At 49.1% G+C, this 20,433-nt stretch carries 17 protein-coding genes, 2 tRNA genes and 1 riboswitch; of the genes, 7 read left to right on the top strand and 12 right to left on the bottom strand.

Going from position 1 to position 20,433, the window contains the following annotated elements; all coding sequences use genetic code 11:
• Positions 1-37: 37 nt before the first annotated feature.
• From DWY79_RS14630 to DWY79_RS14600, 7 genes are all read right to left on the bottom strand, one after another.
• A tRNA-Tyr gene (locus DWY79_RS14630) sits at positions 38-120 on the bottom strand.
• 19 nt (positions 121-139) lie between these two features.
• Positions 140-213: transfer RNA gene (locus DWY79_RS14625), tRNA-Thr, on the bottom strand.
• A 93-nt stretch (positions 214-306) separates the two neighbouring features.
• On the bottom strand, positions 307-606 hold the full coding sequence (hpf, locus tag DWY79_RS14620) for a ribosome hibernation-promoting factor, HPF/YfiA family (RefSeq protein ID WP_008778704.1): 300 nt from the start codon (positions 604-606) through the stop codon (positions 307-309).
• Positions 596-1,504 carry a tyrosine-type recombinase/integrase gene (locus DWY79_RS14615; RefSeq protein ID WP_005854176.1) on the bottom strand — a complete coding sequence of 303 codons (909 nt, stop codon included), beginning with the start codon at positions 1,502-1,504 and terminating at the stop codon, positions 596-598. The genes hpf and DWY79_RS14615 overlap by 11 nt, the downstream gene beginning before the upstream one ends.
• Positions 1,505-1,577: 73 nt before the next feature.
• The gene (gene rpsU, locus DWY79_RS14610) at positions 1,578-1,769 is read right to left on the bottom strand and encodes a 30S ribosomal protein S21 (protein WP_005854174.1); all 192 of its coding nucleotides are present in this window, start codon (positions 1,767-1,769) and stop codon (positions 1,578-1,580) included.
• 84 nt (positions 1,770-1,853) lie between these two features.
• Positions 1,854-2,891, bottom strand: coding sequence for an S-methyl-5-thioribose-1-phosphate isomerase (gene mtnA / locus DWY79_RS14605; RefSeq protein ID WP_122369580.1), 1,038 nt, complete (start codon positions 2,889-2,891; stop codon positions 1,854-1,856).
• Positions 2,892-2,905: 14 nt separating this feature from the next.
• Complete coding sequence (locus tag DWY79_RS14600) at positions 2,906-3,763, bottom strand: hypothetical protein (protein WP_122369579.1); 858 nt, start codon at positions 3,761-3,763, stop codon at positions 2,906-2,908.
• A gap of 401 nt (positions 3,764-4,164) precedes the next feature.
• Between DWY79_RS14600 and DWY79_RS14595 the strand changes: the two genes are divergently transcribed.
• The 6 genes from DWY79_RS14595 (at position 4,165) to DWY79_RS14570 (ending at position 11,095) form a co-directional block, all read left to right on the top strand.
• The gene (locus tag DWY79_RS14595; RefSeq protein WP_005867237.1) at positions 4,165-4,800 is read left to right on the top strand and encodes an HU family DNA-binding protein; all 636 of its coding nucleotides are present in this window, start codon (positions 4,165-4,167) and stop codon (positions 4,798-4,800) included.
• 44 nt (positions 4,801-4,844) lie between these two features.
• Positions 4,845-6,632, top strand: coding sequence for an aminopeptidase P family protein (locus tag DWY79_RS14590; protein ID WP_005867236.1), 1,788 nt, complete (start codon positions 4,845-4,847; stop codon positions 6,630-6,632).
• A 10-nt stretch (positions 6,633-6,642) separates the two neighbouring features.
• Positions 6,643-7,158 (top strand): gamma carbonic anhydrase family protein, encoded by a 516-nt coding sequence (locus tag DWY79_RS14585; RefSeq protein WP_005854163.1) that lies wholly within the window; start codon positions 6,643-6,645, stop codon positions 7,156-7,158.
• 157 nt (positions 7,159-7,315) lie between these two features.
• Positions 7,316-8,509 (top strand): serine hydrolase, encoded by a 1,194-nt coding sequence (locus DWY79_RS14580; protein ID WP_005867235.1) that lies wholly within the window; start codon positions 7,316-7,318, stop codon positions 8,507-8,509.
• Positions 8,510-8,545: 36 nt separating this feature from the next.
• Positions 8,546-9,664 (top strand): carbohydrate-binding family 9-like protein, encoded by a 1,119-nt coding sequence (locus DWY79_RS14575; protein ID WP_005867234.1) that lies wholly within the window; start codon positions 8,546-8,548, stop codon positions 9,662-9,664.
• 27 nt (positions 9,665-9,691) lie between these two features.
• Entirely contained in the window at positions 9,692-11,095 is a 1,404-nt protein-coding gene (locus DWY79_RS14570; protein WP_005867233.1) for a C1 family peptidase, read from the top strand.
• A 134-nt stretch (positions 11,096-11,229) separates the two neighbouring features.
• On the opposite strand, the gene DWY79_RS14565 is transcribed toward DWY79_RS14570, so the two are convergent.
• On the bottom strand, positions 11,230-12,465 hold the full coding sequence (locus DWY79_RS14565; RefSeq protein WP_008778706.1) for a 3-deoxy-D-manno-octulosonic acid transferase: 1,236 nt from the start codon (positions 12,463-12,465) through the stop codon (positions 11,230-11,232).
• A 2-nt stretch (positions 12,466-12,467) separates the two neighbouring features.
• Positions 12,468-13,985: a glutamate--tRNA ligase gene (gene gltX / locus DWY79_RS14560; protein ID WP_005867230.1), complete on the bottom strand. Its 1,518-nt coding sequence runs from the start codon at positions 13,983-13,985 to the stop codon at positions 12,468-12,470.
• Between the two features lie 95 nt (positions 13,986-14,080).
• Here gltX and DWY79_RS14555 point away from each other — a divergent pair, with 95 nt between their 5' ends.
• Complete coding sequence (locus DWY79_RS14555) at positions 14,081-16,120, top strand: HD family phosphohydrolase (protein WP_122369578.1); 2,040 nt, start codon at positions 14,081-14,083, stop codon at positions 16,118-16,120.
• A 106-nt stretch (positions 16,121-16,226) separates the two neighbouring features.
• Here the strand turns inward: DWY79_RS14555 and DWY79_RS14550 are convergent, their stop codons facing one another.
• The 3 genes from DWY79_RS14550 to DWY79_RS14540 all read right to left on the bottom strand — a co-directional run bounded on the left by DWY79_RS14550 (position 16,227) and on the right by DWY79_RS14540 (position 19,936).
• Positions 16,227-16,718, bottom strand: coding sequence for a low molecular weight protein-tyrosine-phosphatase (locus tag DWY79_RS14550; RefSeq protein ID WP_122369577.1), 492 nt, complete (start codon positions 16,716-16,718; stop codon positions 16,227-16,229).
• A gap of 59 nt (positions 16,719-16,777) precedes the next feature.
• The gene (gene priA, locus DWY79_RS14545) at positions 16,778-19,240 is read right to left on the bottom strand and encodes a primosomal protein N' (protein ID WP_005867224.1); all 2,463 of its coding nucleotides are present in this window, start codon (positions 19,238-19,240) and stop codon (positions 16,778-16,780) included.
• 87 nt (positions 19,241-19,327) lie between these two features.
• Positions 19,328-19,936 (bottom strand): porin family protein, encoded by a 609-nt coding sequence (locus DWY79_RS14540; RefSeq protein WP_005867222.1) that lies wholly within the window; start codon positions 19,934-19,936, stop codon positions 19,328-19,330.
• Between the two features lie 291 nt (positions 19,937-20,227).
• Positions 20,228-20,431: riboswitch (cobalamin riboswitch) on the bottom strand.
• Positions 20,432-20,433: the final 2 nt, after the last annotated feature.

Here is a 20,433-nt window from a genome sequence, read left to right as displayed (position 1 = left end):
AATGAACCAACCGATTCTCTCCTTTGTTTCATTCGTGTGGGCAGTGATGGATTCGAACCACCGAAGGCGAAAGCCAGCTGAGTTACAGTCAGCCCCATTTGGCCACTCTGGTAACTGCCCATTCCAATACATTCTTTTGAGCCTCTTGTCGGATTCGAACCAACGACCCCGAGATTACAAATCACGTGCTCTGGCCAACTGAGCTAAAGAGGCGATACTTCTAAAAGCAGCCGTTTCGTCACCACGGCGAAACGGCTGCAAATTTAGATATTATTTCTTACATACCAAATTTATCTACCGTTTTTTTTATTTGGCTCTGATTTTTTCTTTGAATTTAACCAGTTGCTTCTCCAAAGCCTCAACACAATCGTCTATCGCCCCTTCGAAAGTATCGTTTATTTTATCAGCGAAACATTCCCCGTTCTTCACGGACAACATTATACTGGCTTGCTTGTTCTTCACCGTCTCAGGCTTAACCACCTTCAATGTAACCTCTGCCAATATAATACCATCGAAGTATTGCTCCAATTTAGAAACTTTCTTCTGAATAAACGCCTCCAACTGTGCAGTTGCGTCGAAATGAATTGCTTGAATTCTAACGTCCATAATAACCTCCTTCTTTTTTTGCTCTTGGATGAGCATGATACACTTTTTTTAATTCCTCAAAGGTTGTATGCGTGTAAACACTGGTAGACGCTAAACTGCTATGACCTAATAAATCTTTCACAGCGTTCAGCTCGGCTCCGTTGTTTAACATACTCGTTGCAAATGAATGTCGTAACACGTGTGGACTTCGTTTCGCCAGCATGGGTATCTCCGACAATTGCTTTTTTACTATATTATAAACAATCCCCGTCGACAACTGGTTCCCGTTCTTTCGAACGAAAAACCATTCACCGGCTGCCTCAACCTCACGATCACGGACTTCCGTGTATGCAAGCATTAAGTTTTTTAAACCCTCCGCAAAAGGAATCAACCGCTGCTTGTTCCGCTTTCCGGTTACCTTGACCTGCATCGCCTCATAATCCACATCCACGTTTCGTATGCCGATTAACTCTGAGCGGCGCATCCCGGTATCGTATAGCATCTCAATGACCAACCGATTCCTCACACCTTCAAAATCCTCATCAAATCCGTCCCCGTCCAACAACGCCTCCAACTCGCTATCCTTAATAAAATAAGGTAAGGGTTTCTTCGTTTTCGGACCGCTCACCAATCTCAACGGATTCGCGGAGACAATCCCCCGTTTCATGAGAAACTTAAAAAAAGATTTCAAAGAACTTAATTTCCGGTTTACCGATACGGGAGAAAGCTTCTCGTCCATCAAACTGACGATCCAGCTTCTCACGAAATCCGAGTCGATTTCCCCGGGGTTGAATACACCTTCTCGATGCTCTCTTACATACCTCTGAAATTGGTCCAAATCTTTCGAATAGGCACCAATCGTATAATTGGAATAGTTCCGCTCATACCTGAGATAGTTTAGAAAGTCATCGATCAGCATATTCTCGTTGCATCAACATTCATGCAACGAAAATAGGAATAAGAATTCAATAAAACAAGCCCGGAAGCTATAATTATTCTTCTACTTGTTGCAAATGCTGTACGTAGATAGCACGCATAGTCTGCTTTCTCTTCGTAACAGACGGTTTCTCGAAAGCCTGACGGCCTCTCAATTCCTTGACTACACCTGTTTTCTCGAACTTTCTCTTGAATTTCTTAAGCGCCTTCTCGATGTTTTCGCCTTCTTTTAATGGAACTACGATCATAATTTAAATTGTTATATTGTTTAATTATTTATATCCTCAAATTGAGCGGCAAAATTACTGATTGTTTCGGGATTAGCAAAACTTTCAGCGATTATTTTTATAAAAGATGCCTTTCTCCGTAATTATAGCCGTGATTAGCTCGTGGGGAGTAATGTCGAAGGCGGGGTTGTAGACTTTTACGTCTTTCGGGGCCATACGCCTTGAATACCACATCTCGGTGACCTCATCGGGGTTACGTTCCTCTATTACAATGGAATCGCCGTCCGGGCACGAGCTATCGATGGTGAATGTCGGGCCTAATACATAGAAGGGGATCTTGTAATGCCGGGCCAAGATAGCCACCCCGGACGTGCCGATCTTATTCGCCACGTCACCATTGGCGGCTACACGGTCGCAACCTACGACCACGGCTTGCACCCAGCCTTTCCGCATGACGATAGAGGCCATATTATCGCAAATCAGCGTCACGTCCACGCCGGCCCTGCTTAGCTCATAGGCCGTGAGCCGGGCGCCTTGCAACAAAGGACGGGTCTCGTCGGCGAAGACCTTGAAACCATAGCCTCTCTCCTGCCCCAGATAAATCGGCGCCAAGGCGGTGCCATACTCCGAGACCGCCAGATGTCCGGCGTTGCAATGCGTAAGGATTCCCATCCCGGGACGGAGTAGCTCCAGACAGTTCTCGCCGATCTGCCGGCAAGCGGCGGCGTCTTCCTCCCGGATCGCGATCGCTTCCTTATATAATAGCTCTTTCCATTCCGGGACAGACAAGGTTGGATGAGCGACCAATACCCGCTCCATCCGGTTCAGCGCCGCCACCAGATTCACCGCCGTCGGACGGGAACCAGCCAGATACTCCTTGATCTTCCGAAACTCATTCACGAAAACGGATTTCTCCGCCGTATCGATCCGACGGGCGCAGACATAGATACCATAAGCGGCCGCTATCCCGATAGCAGGTGCTCCACGTACCTTTAATTTATAGATGGCATCCCATATCTCCTCGGCAGTGGTAAGGGTCAGATACGCTTCCTTACCCGGCAGCAGAGTTTGGTCCAAAATGATCACACCGTCCGCTTGCTCGTTGAAACGCACGGTCTTTAAATCAGATAGAGTTTGTATCATTCGATATGAATATATTAATAGTTCACGGGGCCCAGCGTAGCTTCTATCGCCACCCCTGCGGCGGTAACCGCTATCGCTCCTACGACAAGGCCTGCCGTAGCTCCATGAGTCTCTTTCACGTAAAAGAAATCGCCGGATTGCTGCTGTCCCTCATCGAAATACCGGGGAGCCACGTCGCCGACCTTGATCAATTTCGCCAGATAGAAGTTCCGCTCAAAAGAGGAATGCTTCAAGGGCTTCCCATTGGTCCCTCCGGCGAACAACGTCAGGTAGCTACGGAATCTCAGCGGAGAATCTTCTTCCGTAAAATCCTTCACTCGGATATTTACGGTGGTGTTTGCTTTCGTTGTCATTTGCTCCTTTACATACTCTTCCTTCGGGATCTCGCTAAACGGGAAGTTGGCTAATTGCAAAGGCGTATTGACTAATTTGGAATGCGGCGGGATAAACTCAACGCCCTTCGGCAAACTCACATCACCGGAGAAGGAACCTTCCGAGTAGCTCCACCCGCTGCTGCTCCTATCGCTCCAATGAAAGGAGCTACCGGATGCCACGCTAGAGCTCTCGCCTCTCACCGAGGCCACTTTCGGATCGTAGGTGGTAGCCACGTCATCGATAATCAGCGCCGACCGCCCCCAATCCACATACAAGGGTTCATCCAATTTATTATAAATGGTAATAGTAACCGGGGCGTTCTCTCCCCAGAAACGATAAGAGATACGTACCGTATCGTTTTCCTGCACAAAATCACCTCTCTCATTCTTCTCCCCAACGGGGTCATTCGAGTTCAACATCGAATAATAATAAGAAGAACATGCGCTCAAGCCGAGAAGCAGAGCCGCAAAGACAAAAAGATAAAGCAGATTCCTCATGGCACTTCTTATTTGTTTCTACAAAGTTAGCAAATTATTCCTTGATATCTATTGGGTGCCTTATCTTTAACTTGATTTAAAGGGATCGGTTCACAAGGTTGTGGACCACAAGGCTGTGAGCCCATACACGTTTATCATAACCTTTAGCTCTTTTATCCGGAATCCTTACCCTTTTCTCTTTTATATATTGTACCTTTGAAGCTGAAGTATTCATTATCCACCATCCGTTAGACGATCATCTAACTAATGGTGGATGATCTTCCAACAGTTGGTGCATGATCATGCAACGGCTGTTGAAAGATGAATTCTTCTTGAAGAAACCGCTAAGCTCGCCTATAAAAACGAGTAAGCGATCTAGAAAAATCGGACAAAAGATCTATAACCATTTAAACACAGCACAGATGTCAGCAAATTACAAGTTAGTCAGAAATCCCAACCCGAATCCAGAGGAATCCGGGAAGTCATTACCCCTACATCCTCGTTTGGTCTCTTGCGGGACGATACATACGGATGAGTTCATCAGCAGAGCGAAGTCCCGGTCTTCTTTCTCTCCCGCGGATATGAAAGGGATCTTGCAGCTTTTCCAAGACATGATGGTGGACTTCCTCATGTTCGGTTATAACGTGGAGCTAGAGGGGATCGGTACTTTCAGCGTCTCACTGAAAAGCCGGCCCGTGATGGAAAAGAATGAGATCCGGGCGGAATCCATCCATTTCAAGGACGTGAAGTTCAGATCGTCCAAGGAACTAAGAGACCGGCTGAAGACCATGCCGGTGTTTCGTGACGAGTACACGGTTAGCGATCCCGCATATCCCTCCGCCAAGGAATGCGAGCAAGAGGTATTCCGTTATCTGGAGACGAACCCTTTTATCCACCAGAAGAAGTATATGTCGCTCTGCGGATGCTCCAGAAGTAAGGCTTCCCTCGACTTGCGGCGGCTGGTAGAGGAAGGGAAACTGCGGTGGGAAAAGCTGGGTACTTCCCATCTATATTATAAGGTAGAAGAGCCGGTTTCCGGCGAGACAAATCCAAAATAATTCATTAACTTTGCGAGTATTAATGTTGACTAAAATAAAATGCGATGAAAACAAACATTCCTGAACGTATCGCCGCCCTACGGGAGGCTATGAGGCAACAGAAGGTTGACGCTTACATCATACCCAGTTCCGACCCGCACCTAAGCGAGTATCCGGCCGATCGCTGGAAATCGAGAGAATGGATATCCGGCTTCACCGGCTCGGCGGGAACGATCGTGGTCACCGCGGACAAGGCGGGCTTATGGACTGATTCCCGGTATTTCCTGCAAGCGGCCAGCCAGCTGGAAGGTTCCGGTATCGAACTCTATAAGTTGGCGCTTCCGGAGACACCGTCTATCACGGAATTCCTCTTGCATGAGTTACACGCCGGACAGGCCGTAGGGCTGGACGGGCAAACCTATAGCGCCGCCGAAGCGAGTGCCTTGGCAAATAAACTAAGCCGTAAAGAAATCAAGCTGGATACCTCAGCCGACCTGATCGAGGGTATCTGGAAGGACCGTCCCGCCGTTCCCGGAAACCCGATATTCGAGATGCCGGAAGCATTAAGCGGAGCCTCCGTGCACGAGAAACTAGACCTAATCAATAACCAGTTGCGGAGCGAGGGCGCCGACTGCTTGATCCTCGCCGCCTTAGACGAGATCGCGTGGACATTCAATATCCGGGGTACGGACGTGACCTATAACCCGGTCGTAGTCAGCTACGCCTTCGTATCGGAGGATGAGAGCGTGCTTTTCATCAAGCCGGAGAAGCTGACCGCCGAGATCACCGAGCATTTGAAGAAAGAAGGGGTTACGCTGGCCGAATACTCCATGATCCAGAGGTATCTGTCCCGCCTACCGGAAAATAGCCGGGTATTCGTGGATATGAACAAGACGAACGTCTCCTTATACGACGCGATCCCGGGAAGCTGTACGATCGTGGAAGGGATCTCCCCCGCCAACCACTTGAAGAGCATCAAGAACGAGACCGAGATCAAGGGATTCCAAAACGCCGTGGTAAAAGATGGTGTCGCCTTGACAAAATTCTATATCTGGCTGGAGAAACAAATGGCGGAAGGAGCCCAAGTTACAGAGATCAGCGCCGCCGAGAAGCTGACAGCCTTACGTGCGGAACAACCGCAATACATCATGGATAGCTTCGGCACGATCTGCGGCTACGCCGAGCATGGAGCGATCGTTCATTATTCCGCTACGCCGGAGACGGACGCGACCTTGAAGCCGGAAGGATTGCTTTTGATCGATTCCGGCGCGCAATATCTGGACGGTACGACGGATATCACCCGCACGATCGCCCTTGGAGAGCCGACGGAGCAGATGAAAAAGGATTTCACCCGTGTGTTGAAAGGTACGATCAGCTTGGCGAAAAGCAAGTTTCCCGCCGGTACACGAGGTTCCCAGATCGATATCCTTGCCCGTAAAGCGCTATGGGATTCCGGCATTAATTACTTGCACGGAACCGGTCACGGTATCGGCCATTGCCTGAACGTACACGAAGGCCCCCAAAGCATCCGCATGGAGGAGAACCCGGTGACCTTGAAGCCCGGAATGGTGATCAGCGACGAGCCGGCCATGTATCGTACCGGCGAATACGGTATCCGTACGGAGAACATGATCTTGGTACGTGAGGACAGCGAAACGGAATTCGGGAAATTCCTAGGATTCGATACGCTGACGCTTTGTTTCATCGACACGAGCTTGATTATCATCCCCATGCTCTCTGTCCGTGAGCACGCTTGGCTGAACAAGTACCACCAAATGGTATACGACAAGATCAGCCCGTTCTTGAACGAGGAGGAGAAAGCTTGGCTGAAAGAGAAAACAACAGAAATTTAAACAACTAAAAATGGCATTAATTAAATCCGTTCGTGGCTTTACCCCGAAGATCGGTAAAGACACTTTTTTAGCAGACAACGCCACGATTATAGGTGACGTAGAGATCGGTGAAGGTTGCAGTATCTGGTTTGGCACCGTGCTTCGCGGCGACGTGAACTCGATTCGCATCGGCAACGGCGTAAACGTACAGGATGGTTCCGTCCTTCACACCTTATATGAGAAATCGACGATCGAGATCGGCGATGATGTATCCATCGGCCATAACGTAACGATCCACGGGGCGAAGATTTGCAATGGCGCCTTGATCGGAATGGGCTCCGTGGTATTGGATCACGCCGTAGTAGGCGAGGGAGCGATCATCGCCGCAGGTTCCGTAGTACTAAGCAAGACGATCGTCGAGCCGGGCAGTATCTACGCCGGAGTTCCCGCTAAGTTCGTCAAGAAGGTTGATCCCGAGCAAGCGAAGGAGATCAACCAGAAAATAGCCAAAAACTACCATATGTATTCTTCTTGGTATAAAGAATAAGGACATGTATTTGATTATTTGAATTATAAACCATATATTTGTATCTATGAAAAAAAGGACAATAATATGGAGTTAGTAATCTTTCTTGGAGTTGTCGGGATTATTTGCCTAATAGGCTTAATTTACACGTATACCCCTTCAGGCAAAAAGTGGTTACATGAAAAATAATTCAAATAAAGGAATTCAAAACAATAAACACTATTTGTCTCGAAGCGTGAGATGGATAGTGTTTATTTTTATAGTAGGAATCGGAGGGTATCTAACGTTACCCTCCAATTATTATTTGCGCAGAGCGCTTACTCATTTATTACCCAAGATCGATCAATATCCGATTTTCGAGAACCGGGTCGTAAAAGCAGGTTCGCCCCGCCCTTGGGAACTATCGGAAGCTTACAATACGAAAAGTATTCCAGAGCGTTATCTTCCCCGGTTTGAGGAGCTGGGTACGGTTGCCTATGTAATCATCCAAGACAATCGACTGCTATTCGAGCAATATTGGGAAGATTATTCCCCGGAATCGCATAGCAACTCCTTCTCGATGGCGAAAAGCATCGTCTCGTTAGCGATCGGCTGCGCTATCGACGATGGATTTATCCGCGATGTCGATCAACCGGTAAGCGACTTTTTCCCGGAATTCAAGGGATACGACGGAAAGGCCCTAACGCTTCGCCATTTGCTGACCATGAGCGCCGGCGTGGATTTCGACGAGGCTTACAGCTCTCCTTTCTCTCCTACCACCCAGTTGTATTATGGCGATGACCTACAGGAAATCGCCTTCGGGATGAAAGAGATCGACGAGCCCGGCGTAAACTTTATCTACCAAAGCGGCGTGACACAACTGCTGGGCTTTATCGTGGAGAAGGCTACCGGGGAGAAACTCAGCGATTATGTATCCCGCAAACTATGGACTCCGATGCACGCTGAGGAAAGCGCCCTTTGGAGCCTCGACCGGAAGGACGGCATGGAAAAAGCCTATTGCTGTTTCAACAGTAACGCCCGTGATTTCGCCCGCTTCGGACAATTATTACTCAACAACGGTCAATGGGATGGCCAGCAATTGATCTCTCCCGCTTATCTGGCGGAAGCGACAAGCCCCGATACCCGTCTTGTCTATAAGGATCTCGGCAAACCCAACCATTGTTACGGATTCCAATACTGGATTCTCGATTACAAAGGGATGAAGATCCCTTATATGAGAGGAATCTTGGGGCAATATGTCTTCACGCTCCCGGAAAAGAACGCCGTGATCGTAAGACTCGGGCACAAACGCAGCGATACTTATACCGCCGACCAACATTATCCGGACGATATAAATACATGGTTGGACGCGGCGATGGACTTACTTCAATAAGAATCTATTTATCAAACGATCTAAAAATAAACGCACATGAGAAAAACGATTTTAACGACAGCGCCATTGGCGGCACTCCTATTGCTTTCTTGCGCACAGAAACCCAGTACGCAAAAGCCGGACATCACGTATATGCCGCAACCACCGTTCAATCCGCCGACGTATGTTTGCTACAAGGCCCCCGCTCCTATCAAGATCGACGGAAAGCTTTCTCCCGGGGAATGGGACGCGATACCTTGGACCAGCGACTTCGTGGATATCGAAGGAGACAAACGCCCGGCCCCTCACTTCCAGACCCGGGCCAAGATGACTTACGATGATAACGGAATGTACTTCGCCGTCCTTATGGAGGAGCCGCACGTATGGGCGACCATCACGGAACACGACGCCGTGATCTTCCATGACAACGACTTCGAGATCTTCCTGAATCCTACGAACGACACCCATAATTATCTGGAGTACGAGGTGAACGCCTTAGGTACGGAATGGGACTTGTTCTTAACCCGCCCCTACCGGGATAATCCGCAAGTATTGAATAACTGGGAGTTCGCTGGAATGAAATCCGCTGTTTATGTGGACGGTACGCTGAATAACCCGAAAGACACGGATAAATCATGGAGCGTAGAGGTATTCATTCCTTGGACTTCCGTATTCCAAATGGACAGAGGAAAAGAAAAGCCGGAAATCGGCGAGCAGATCCGTGTGAACTTCTCCCGTGTGGAATGGACAACGGACGTGAAAGACGGTAAATACGTGAAAGTCCCTATCCAAGGAGAGGATAAGATTCGCGAGTACAACTGGGTATGGGCGCCTACCGGGGTAATCAATATCCATATGCCCGAATACTGGGGTTATGTTCAAATATCGGATAAGATTGCGGGAGAAGGTGAGACTCCTTTCGTAAAACATCCTTCGGAGGAGACGAAATGGATCTTGCGTAATTTATATTACCGTCAGAATGAGTTCGCCGCGACCTTCGGGCATTATGCCGATAACATCAACGACTTGAAGGCAAACGAGTTATGCCCGCAAGAGATCGCCAATCAACTGGAAATACATACGACACCTTCCATGTATGAGATATCGCTACCCGCACCAGACGGTACGGTATGGAAGATCCGGCAAGACGGTCTGGTATGGCCTAAAAAGAAATAACACAATTTATTAATCAACTAAAATATCATGAAGCAAAAGAATTTATGGATAGCGGCCTTGGCTTTAGGCATCACGCTATCGGCTCACGGACAACAAAGCGGTGGAGGCATCTCACCCACGATGTTGCAGCAAATCAAACAGTCTTATCAGGGAACGCCGGCCGATAAGGCGATCCGTAACGCAATCACCAATAACGACATCAACAAGCTTGCCGTTAATGGGGAGAGCAAGAACAATTTGGATACTTACTTCTCCAATAAGGTAGAGAGCAAAGGGATCTCCAACCAACGTTCCTCGGGCCGTTGCTGGCTTTTCACGGGATTGAACGTATTCCGTGCGCAGGCGATCCATAAATACGACATGGGTGAATTCCAATTCTCCCAGAATTATTCTTTCTTCTGGGATCAATTGGAGAAAGCGAACCTTTTCTTACAGGGCATCATCGATACTCGTCTGAAACCGATGGACGACAAGATGGTGGAATGGTTATTCAAGAACCCGATCGGAGACGGAGGGCAGTTCACGGGTGTCTCCGATATCTTGACCAAGTATGGCGTGGTTCCCGCCGAGGTCATGGTAGAGACCAACAGTAGCAACAGTACCGGACGCATGAGCAACCTGATCGGATTAAAGCTGAAAGAATACGGCTTGCAACTTCGCGACCTGTCTACGACCAAAGGCACGACCGTAGCGGATCTGGAGAAAAAGAAAACAGAGATGCTAGGTACGATTTACCGTATGCTCGTATTGAACTTGGGAGAGCCGCCTACGAAATTCACGTGGACTCGCAAAGACGCTAAAGGGAATCCGGTAGAGACGAAGGAATATACGCCTCAGTCCTTCTTCCAAGAATATATCGGGGACGATTTGAAAAACAACTATGTCATGTTGATGAACGATCCGAGCCGCGATTATTATAAGCTGTATGAGATCGATTACGACCGCCACGCTTACGATGGCAAGAACTGGACGTACGTAAACCTTCCGATCGAGGATATCAAACAAATGGCTATCGCTTCCATCAAGGACAGCACCATGATGTATTTCTCTTGCGACGTGGGCAAGTTCTTCGATCGTGACAGAGGTATTCTGGATGTAAACTTCTACGATTACGGTTCACTGATGGGTACGACTTTCGGCATGGATAAGAAACAACGTATCCAAACATTCGCCAGCGGTTCCTCACACGCCATGACCTTGATGGCTGTTGACCTCGACGCAAATGGAAAGCCGAAGAAATGGATGGTTGAGAATAGTTGGGGCCCCGGAGCGAACGCCGGCCACCTCATCATGACAGACCAATGGTTTAATGAGTATATGTTCCGTCTGGTAGTCAACAAGAAGTACATCACGGATCAAGTAAAAGAGATCTTGAAACAAACACCGACTCGCCTTCCCGCTTGGGACCCGATGTTCGCTGAAGAGGATTAAAATAAAATACGGATGAGATAGACAACGCGAATCGTTCAATTACCAATCCGTACATCTATCTCATCCGTATTCCATTGCTATATCAAAAGAGTCTGGGCATACAATCACTCGAATAGCAAACCCGGCTTTATCTATTAACGGATATGGATTTGCCGCAAGATTTGATCCGTCGCTCCTACACTGTTTTTCACAAAATCACCGGCAGCTTGCCCGGAGGTTTCCAAGGCTGTCGGGTCGGTCAATAACTCGTCCATCTTCGTTCGGAAAGAGGAATCGTCTGTGATGGAGAAACCACCACCTACGGCGATCAGATCCTTCGCCTCCTTAAACTTATGGTATCTCGGGCCGAATAAGACCGGCATCCCATAAACGGCGGCTTCCAACGTGTTGTGGATACCCGCTCCGAAACCACCACCGATATAAGCGATCTGTCCATAGCGATAAATGGAAGATAAGAGTCCGAAACTGTCGATGATCAAGCAATCCTTATCGGCCAGATCATCCTCATGCGCCTCCGATAGACGGACGGACGGACGTTTTAGCATCGCCTCGATAGAAAGGAGATGTTCCCGGTGAATCTCATGCGGGGCGATAATCAACTTCATCTCCGGATGCTCATGGAAATAAGGGATAAAGATCGCCTCGTCTTGAGGCCATGAACTGCCGGCCACCATCACGATCGGCCTCTTACCCTCCTTGCTTTCCAAGAAACGTTTGATAAACGGAAGCTCACGAGCTTGCTTACGGACATCCAACACCCGATCAAAACGGGTATCGCCGGTCACCGTCACATTCGTGATACCGAACTCGTTCAAGAGTTTCATCGAACGCTCGTCCTGAACAAAAAGATGATTAAAATAAGATAGCATCTTCCGGTACGGCTTTCCGAACCATTGGAAAAATAGCTGGTCGGGGCGGAATATAGCGGAAATGATATAAACCGGTATTCCCCGCTTCCGCAACTCACGCAAATAGTTCCCCCAAAACTCGTACTTGATAAATATGGCGATCGCCGGGTTCGCCAAATTCAGGAACTTCTTCACCCGGAAAGGCGTATCGAAAGGAAGGTAGCAGATCACGTCCGCTCCCTTGTAATTCTTCCGTACCTCATAGCCAGAGGGAGAAAAGAAAGTCAGCAACACCTTATACTCCGGATGTTCCGCCTTGATCTTCTCGATCATAGGGCGCCCTTGCTCGAACTCGCCCAGCGAGGAGGCATGGAACCAGATGTATTTAGCGTTCCGGTCGATCTTCTCACGAAGTATGGAATTTGTTTTCCATTGCCCGAATCGCATCAGTCTCGCCTTTTTATGGAAAGGCGAGATCAAAGCGACTACAAAAGCGTAGAGATGTATTGCTAAACTGTACATGATTATTTTAATATCTCGATAGCCCGTTGGATACGGCGGATAGACTCCTCTTTACCTAAAGCCTCGGTGATATCAAAGATGCCGGGGCCCTTGCCCTCGCCAACCAAGGCCAGACGGGCGGCGTTCATGATATTCCCCAAATGATATCCCTTGCTCTCGATCCAAGCCTTGCACTCGTTCTCGGTACCTTCTACGTCGAACGGCTCACGGGCACGCAATTGCTCGATAAACTCACCCAATTGAACAGCCGAATCTTCCTTCCAGCGTTTCTTGCGAGTCTTCTCATCGTACTCCGTCGGGGCGATAAAGAAGAAAGAGCAAAGATCCCATAACTCACTCACGAAATTGACACGGCCTTTCATCATACCGACTACTTTCTCTACATAAGCATGGGTAGTCTGGATACCGTGGCTTTCCACGATCGGCAAGAATAGGTCAGCGATCTCCGTATTACTCTTCTCCAGCAAATAGTGATGGTTAAACCATCTGCCTTTCTCATAATCGAACTTAGCACCGCTCTTGCTGCAACGAGACAGGTCGAACAAACGGATCAAATCATCCATGCTCATCACCTCTTGATCATTACCCGGATTCCAACCCAGCAAAGCAAGGAAGTTTACGACAGCCTCGGGGAAGTAGCCACTCTCACGATAGCCCGATGAAACATCACCCGTCTTCGGATCGTGCCATTCCAAGGGGAATACAGGGAAGCCCAGACGATCGCCGTCACGCTTGCTCAACTTACCATTACCTTCCGGTTTCAACAGCAACGACAGGTGGGCGAAACTAGGCATCGTATCTTCCCAACCGAAGAAACGATATAATAATACGTGAAGCGGCGCGCTCGGCAACCACTCCTCACCACGGATCACATGGGTAACCTCCATTAAATGGTCGTCAACGATATTCGCCAAGTGGTAAGTAGGCAATTGGTCAGCCGATTTATATAATACTTTATCATCCAAGATAGAGGAGTTGATAACGACCTCGCCACGGATCAAGTCATTCACATGGATATCCTCATTCGGCTCGATCTTAGCACGAACCACATACTGATGACCGGACTCGATTAGGTTCTGAACCTCTTCAGGGGAAAGTGTCAACGAGTTGCGCATTAGCGAACGGGTAGAGGCGTCGTATTGGAAATTGGCGATCTCCTTCCGTTTCTCCTCCAACTCGGCAGGCGTATCGAACGCTATATAAGCATGGCCATCGTTCAGCAATTGATCGACATACTTCTTGTAGATCTCACGACGCTCGCTCTGGCGATACGGGCCGTAGTTGCCGCCGAAGCTCACGCCCTCGTCGAACTTGATACCTAGCCAAGTCAAGGCCTCGATGATATAGTCTTCCGCCCCGGGAACGAAGCGTTGAGAATCCGTATCCTCGATACGGAGAATCATATCACCGCCATTCTGTTTAGCGAATAAATAGTTGTATAAAGCCGTGCGGACACCTCCGATATGCAGCGCCCCCGTAGGACTAGGCGCAAAGCGTACTCTTACTTTTCTTTGAGTCATAATACTTACATTCTATAATAATGCGGCAAAAGTACGCCTTTTTTTCCGCTTAGTGAAGTTTTTTACGTATATTTCGGACGCTAAAAGGAATCTATATGAAACAAAAGAATTACAATATACCGACCGTGGTCTACTTCGTGGTGACCGCATTACTTATCGCCTACTTCTTCCCCCGGGAGGGAAAATTCCGTTATCAGTTCTATGAAGGCAAGCCTTGGAGGTACGGATTGCTCACCGCCCCGAGCGATTTCCCGATCTACAAGACCGACGACGAGGTAAAAGCGGAGAAAGACAGCGTACTCCGTAAGTTCGAGCCTTATTACCGCATAAACCCCGGCATCCAAAAGGAAGAGATCGAGAAACTGCGCGCCAACTACAATAACGACAATAGCCTGCGAAGCAAAGTATCCCCCGCTTACATGCAGTACATCGAGAGCAGTCTAATTAACTTATACAAGAACGGTATCATCTCATCGCAGGATCTGGACGAGCTACGGAAAGAGGAATACTCACGTGTCAACCTCTTGGAGAACGCCGTCGCACAGCCCCACTACGTGAGCGACTTCTTCACCGTGCGCACCGCCTACGAGTTCATTATCAACAACTGCCCGTCACGGCTGGACAAATCCATCCTGCAATCGTGTGACATCAATAACTACCTCACCGAGAACATATCCTATGCCGCTGACATGTCCGACAAGATCAAGGAGGATATGCTACAGGGCGTATCGATCGCCAACGGCATGGTACAAGCCGGAGAACGTATCGTAGACCGGGGCGAGATCATTGACAACCATACCTACAACGTGCTCCGTTCCCTAAAGGCCATACACGAGGCTAAGACCGGGGGCACGCAGACGCAAGGCATCATATTGGCCGGACAATTCGTGCTCGTCTTCGGGCTAATGTTCTGTTTCTGGCTCTACCTATGGTCTTTCCGCTTGAAGATATTCCACAACCGGAAGAACGTACTATTCTTGATCCTCTGCATATTCGTGAGTTGCATCCTTACGGAACTATGTGTTACCTACGCATTATTCAACGTATATATATTGCCGTTCGCCATCGTACCGATCGTAGTACGTACCTTCTTCGATTCCCGGACGGCGCTTTTCACGCACCTTATCATCGTGCTGATCTGCTCGTTGATGGTACCTTTCCCGCATGAGTTCCTGTTGTTGCAAATCGTGGCGGGTATGGTAGTGACGTTCAGCTTGAAGGAGTTGAGCGAACGTTCGCAACTGATCCGTTGCGCCGTCTTCATCTTCCTCTCCTACGCCGCCTGCTACCTCAGTCTCACGTTGTATCAAGAGGCGAACTTAAACAAGATCAACTGGATGATGATGCTTTATTTCGGTATCAACTTCATCCTGCTGATGTTCACCTACGTATTGGTATATATGTTGGAGAAGACGTTCGGATACGTGTCCAGCATCACGCTGGTGGAACTGTCCAACATCAACAACCCGATCTTGAAGAAGCTTAGCGAGACTTGCCCGGGTACGTTCCAGCACTCCTTACAGGTATCCATCCTAGCCTCCGAGGCGGCTGCCAAGATCGGTGCGAACTCGCAATTGGTCCGTACCGGCGCCCTTTACCATGACATCGGAAAGATGAGCAACCCAGTCTTCTTCACCGAGAACCAGACAAGCGTGAACCCGCATAACCAGCTGGCATTCGACCAAAGCGCGCAGATCATCATCAGCCACGTCACCGAGGGCGTGAAGATCGCCGAGAAGGCCCTGTTACCCAAGGCGGTTATCAGCTTCATCCGTACGCACCACGGGCGTGGCAAGGCGAAGTATTTTTACAACTCTTTCAAGAACCAATACCCGGACAAGCCGATTAACGACGAGCTATTCACCTACCCCGGCCCGAATCCCTTCTCGAAGGAGACCGCCGTACTGATGATGGCCGATTCCGTGGAAGCCGCCTCCCGCAGCTTGAAGGAACATACCGAAGAGAGTATCAGCGCCTTGGTGAACAAGATCATCGACGGGCAGATCGCCGACGGCTTGCTAAAGAGCGCTCCGCTGACCTTCAAGGACGTGGAGACCATAAAGAGCGTATTCGTAGACAAACTGAAAACCATGTTCCATACCCGAATCAGCTATCCGGACTTGAAAAAACAATAATTATCAAGCAGATAGGCATACAGCCATCGGCACAGAACCATAATGCCTATTGTAAGGTTCTTATAATCGCAGTTATAAGCATCTTACAATGGGCATTCTAGCAACCTTACGATGGGCATCGTAATAATCGGCAATATTCCAACAACCCGGCGCAAGCGTCTTCCAATAGATCCAAGACCAGCTCAAAGCCCTCGGCACCGCTATAATAAGGATCCGGGACGTGATCGTACAACTTATTCCGGGAGAACTCGGTCATCCGATGTATCTTAGCTACGGATTCCAGATCGGGAGCCATCCGTTTCAAATCCGTTATATTTTGGTCGTCCATGCCGATAATCAAATCGAAGTCATGGAAGTCCCACTGACGTACCGGACGGGAGATCGAATCCAACGAATATCCCCTGCGAGCCGCATGCGCCCGCATCCTTGAATCTGCCCAGTCTCCCTCATGATAGCCGGTGATCCCGGCGGAATCGATCTCGATCCGAGCTTCCAGCCCCGCATCCTTCACCAACTTCTTCATTACCGCCTCCGCCGAAGGGGAACGGCATATATTTCCCAAACACACAAACAACAACCGTATCTTTTCCTCCTTCATCCCTAAGCTCCTTTCCTTTAATTTTCAATTTTCAATTCTCAATTCTCCATTTTCAATTCTCAAGCCGGGTCCACATCATAATGAACCAACAACTGCTTAAATAGCGCATATCCCTGCATCTCCGCATGAATCCCCTCCAATATCTCACGAAGCGGAGCGATCCCGGCGGATATCTCGATCTTCAAGACGATCTTCTTGATATGAAGCGTCTGTACCCGAGTGATAGGCGGCGTAACCGGCCCCAACACCCGCTCACCCAAACGAGCACGAAGTTTCTCGGCGTATAAAGCAGACATTTCCTGCAAAGCCTCCTCATTCCGACTTCGAAGGATCAAGACGATCAAACGGTAGTAAGGCGGGTAACGGAACATACTACGCTCGCTCAATTGCAAGCTCACCATTTCCTTATAAGCAAAATGCTGCACCATACGGATCAAAGGATGCTCCGGCTGAGTAGTCTGCAAGATCACCGTACCCCGCTTATCCCGTCGTCCGGCACGTCCGCTAACCTGTACCATCAATTGATAAGCCCGCTCGTGCGCCCGGAAGTCAGGGAAATTCATCAGGCTATCGGCACTCAGGATTCCGACCACGCTGACATTCCCGAAATCCAATCCCTTCGACAACATCTGGGTACCAATCAAGATTTGTGTCTTCCCCTTCTCGAAATCCGAGATGATCCGCTCGTAAGCCGTGCGGGTACGGGCCGTATCGAAATCCAGCCGCTCCACCTTCGCCGCTGGGAATTGCCCAGCGATCTCCTCCTCTACCTTCTCCGTACCGAAGCCTTGCATCTTGAACTCCGTCCCCTTACACTCGGGACATACCTGCGGCAAGCGGTAGGTATAACCGCAATAATGGCAAACCAGCTGATTATGCGCCTTGTGGTAGGTAAGGCTAACGTCGCAATTCACGCAACGAGGCACCCACCCGCACCCTCGGCACTCGATCATCGGGGCGAATCCCCGGCGGTTCTGGAATAGGATCGCCTGCTCGCCCCGGGATAGGGCCTCCCGCACCTTCTCCACCAACAGAGGGGAGAAAAGGGTATCTTTCATGATCTTCTTGCGCTTTAGCTCCTTCACGTCCACCGTAATAATCTCCGGCATCAAGCAATCACCGTAGCGGGTAGATAACTCAACCAGACCGTATTTCCCCGCCGTAGCGTTGAAATAAGAATCGATGGAGGGAGTGGCGGAACCCAATAAGGTCTTACCGCCGTGCATACCCGCCAAGACGATGGCAGCGTTACGGGCATGGTAACGGGGTGCCGGGTCCTGCTGCTTATACGTATTCTCATGCTCCTCGTCCACGATAATCAAGCCCAAGTCCTTAAACGGAAGGAAGAGGGACGAACGGACCCCCAATACCAGCATAGGCTCGTCGTTATGCAATAGCTTATTCCAAACTTCCACCCGCTCGTTATCCGAGAACTTAGAGTGGTAGACCAATAGCTTATCCCCGAATAATTTCGCCAGCCGTTCCGTGATCTGGGTCGTGATAGCGATCTCCGGCAACATATATAAAACCTGCCGCCCCAGCCGCAAGACCTCATGGATCAAACGGACGTATATCTCGGTCTTACCACTGGAAGTCACGCCATGAAGCAAGCAGACCTCTTTCGTCTTGAAAGCCTCATGGATCTCTCCATAGGCTTTCTCTTGCGCCGGACTGAGCGGATTCGGCTCTTGCAAGCGGCAGACAGATACTTGCAAACGACCCACCTCTTTCTCGTAACTCTCCAAGATACCCCGTTTCAGCAGCCCCTCCAATACCGCAGAGGTATAACCACTGCGTTCCAATAGCTCTTTCTTGGAAAGCTCCTTCGATAAAGCGGGATTCAAGGTATGGCTTAAATCCAAGAAGCTGACCAGCAGAAGCTCTTGCTTCTTCGCTCGTTTCAAATCCTCGAACACCGCCTGTAATTTCGTCTCATCCCGGTAAGCCTCGGCCAAACGGATAAACGCCTGTGTCTTGGGAACGAATCCTCGCTTTAGCTCCTCGCTCACCTCGACCGCCCCTTTCACCATCAAGGAAGAGACGATCGGGACAACATTTCGAAGACCGGTCTTCTTCTCCAACTCCGAGATCGTCAATTTCAAAACCCCGCTAAAAGCATCCAGTACCGCTTGCTCGTTCGGGCGCAAGGGGGCGGTGGCCTCGAAATCCTCATTATAAGTAACCGCCGTCTCGCTTTCCAACTTTAAGCCGGAAGGCAAGGCCGCCTTATACACGTCGCCCAGCTTACATATATAATAAGAAGATATCCATTTCCAGAAACGGAGTTGCGGACGGCGGAGCACCGGCGTGGCATCCAGCAAAGCGTAGATCTCCTTCGTCTCAAAATCGGATACCGGTTCCCGGTCGTGTACCTCCATGACGATAGCCGTATAATATCGTTTCTTCCCGAAATGCACGATCACCCGGCAACCGGGAGTCACGGCTCTCTCCAGATCTTCGGGTATCCGATAGGTATAGCTATTCTCCAAAGGAAGGGGAAGTATGACGTCCGCGTATTTCATTCAAACAGGTGTTTCATTACGAGCCCAAAAATAACAAAAAAGGCCGGACTTCTAAAGCCCAGCCTCTCTCATTTTATTTTCACCTATTTAGAACAAGATCGCTGCCGTGATAGACCATCCACGGTTCTTTCCGGCACCGTCGGAGAGGTTCACCTTCTCAATACTATAGTTATCAGTCAGTCCCAGACCATAATTGAAACCCACCTGCAAGTGGCTGATCAGTTCCACGCCGGCACCGAAGTTAAGACCTGCGCTGAAATTCTTCGCCTTCACCTGATCCGCTACGGAACCCGGGATATCCCAAAACTTATCACCGCCTACACGGAAACCGATATACGGACCGGCTGCCAAATACGCCTTGACGATCGGTAAACCGAATTTCCATTTCAAGTTGACCGGAACATCGATATAATCCGTCTTCATCGAAGTCTTAACCCCGCCAGCCGAGGTCGTCTCCAAACCTTTTTGCGAATACAACACCGCCGCATCGATCCCGACACCGACCAACGGTAAGGTCGTCTCGATCATCGGACCCACTTGAAAGCCGGTTACGTTATCCGCTTTCAACACGTCCGAGTTGAAATGAACAGACGATATATTCACACCTCCCTTGATACCGAATTTAAGCTGAGCGTTCGCCGGAAGCGCCATCAACGCTAGCAAGGCAACCATAACAAGTCCCACAATTTTCTTCATATTCATACTTCTTTTGTTAATTACTCGTTGCAAATAAACGCACTTTTCTAATAATAAACAAATATTCTCTATAGAGTGTTCACGGAATACCCCAGTCCTTTAAACGCAAAGAAAGCATGCATCTTACACACGGAGCTCATCCCGTCGGTCAGATTCATGCTTCTTTCCCTAATTATTATGGCAAAATAATTATCCGAAACCATGAGACGACTTGATAAGAAAACCTTGGATAAAGAATAGTAAAAACCGGATACGGTTCTTGCGTTCTCTTCCGGCCTTTCCTCGAAGCCGTCGAAAATATACACGCCTTGCAGGTCTTCTGACTTACTTCCGGTCTTAAGCGCCTTCCCATTCACTTGAATGAACAGTGGCAACAGTATTGCTCAACCCGTTTATGAAGCTTACAGCAGCGGGACTGTCCGGGATTCTCACCCGATTCCCTTTTAATCCCTATCCGGCGATTGCCGAAAGGGAACAAAGCATGTAGCAAAGATACA

Source organism: Parabacteroides sp. AF27-14 (assembly GCF_003635425.1).
In the GTDB taxonomy this organism is placed as follows: Bacteria; Bacteroidota; Bacteroidia; order Bacteroidales; family Tannerellaceae; genus Parabacteroides; species Parabacteroides distasonis.
The sequence above is the reverse complement of the archived record's forward strand: the minus strand, read 5'-3'. Positions and strand labels throughout refer to the sequence as shown.

Excerpts from the sequence above, each read along its gene's own strand:
- hpf (WP_008778704.1), bottom strand. The coding sequence starts at position 606 with ATGGACGTTAGAATTCAAGCAATTCATTTCGACGCAACTGCACAGTTG.
- DWY79_RS14615 (WP_005854176.1), bottom strand. The coding sequence starts at position 1,504 with ATGCTGATCGATGACTTTCTAAACTATCTCAGGTATGAGCGGAACTAT.
- rpsU (WP_005854174.1), bottom strand. The coding sequence starts at position 1,769 with ATGATCGTAGTTCCATTAAAAGAAGGCGAAAACATCGAGAAGGCGCTT.
- mtnA (WP_122369580.1), bottom strand. The coding sequence starts at position 2,891 with ATGATACAAACTCTATCTGATTTAAAGACCGTGCGTTTCAACGAGCAA.
- DWY79_RS14600 (WP_122369579.1), bottom strand. The coding sequence starts at position 3,763 with ATGAGGAATCTGCTTTATCTTTTTGTCTTTGCGGCTCTGCTTCTCGGC.
- DWY79_RS14595 (WP_005867237.1), top strand. The coding sequence starts at position 4,165 with ATGTCAGCAAATTACAAGTTAGTCAGAAATCCCAACCCGAATCCAGAG.
- DWY79_RS14590 (WP_005867236.1), top strand. The coding sequence starts at position 4,845 with ATGAAAACAAACATTCCTGAACGTATCGCCGCCCTACGGGAGGCTATG.
- DWY79_RS14585 (WP_005854163.1), top strand. The coding sequence starts at position 6,643 with ATGGCATTAATTAAATCCGTTCGTGGCTTTACCCCGAAGATCGGTAAA.
- DWY79_RS14580 (WP_005867235.1), top strand. The coding sequence starts at position 7,316 with ATGAAAAATAATTCAAATAAAGGAATTCAAAACAATAAACACTATTTG.
- DWY79_RS14575 (WP_005867234.1), top strand. The coding sequence starts at position 8,546 with ATGAGAAAAACGATTTTAACGACAGCGCCATTGGCGGCACTCCTATTG.
- DWY79_RS14570 (WP_005867233.1), top strand. The coding sequence starts at position 9,692 with ATGAAGCAAAAGAATTTATGGATAGCGGCCTTGGCTTTAGGCATCACG.
- DWY79_RS14565 (WP_008778706.1), bottom strand. The coding sequence starts at position 12,465 with ATGTACAGTTTAGCAATACATCTCTACGCTTTTGTAGTCGCTTTGATC.
- gltX (WP_005867230.1), bottom strand. The coding sequence starts at position 13,985 with ATGACTCAAAGAAAAGTAAGAGTACGCTTTGCGCCTAGTCCTACGGGG.
- DWY79_RS14555 (WP_122369578.1), top strand. The coding sequence starts at position 14,081 with ATGAAACAAAAGAATTACAATATACCGACCGTGGTCTACTTCGTGGTG.
- DWY79_RS14550 (WP_122369577.1), bottom strand. The coding sequence starts at position 16,718 with ATGAAGGAGGAAAAGATACGGTTGTTGTTTGTGTGTTTGGGAAATATA.
- priA (WP_005867224.1), bottom strand. The coding sequence starts at position 19,240 with ATGAAATACGCGGACGTCATACTTCCCCTTCCTTTGGAGAATAGCTAT.
- DWY79_RS14540 (WP_005867222.1), bottom strand. The coding sequence starts at position 19,936 with ATGAAGAAAATTGTGGGACTTGTTATGGTTGCCTTGCTAGCGTTGATG.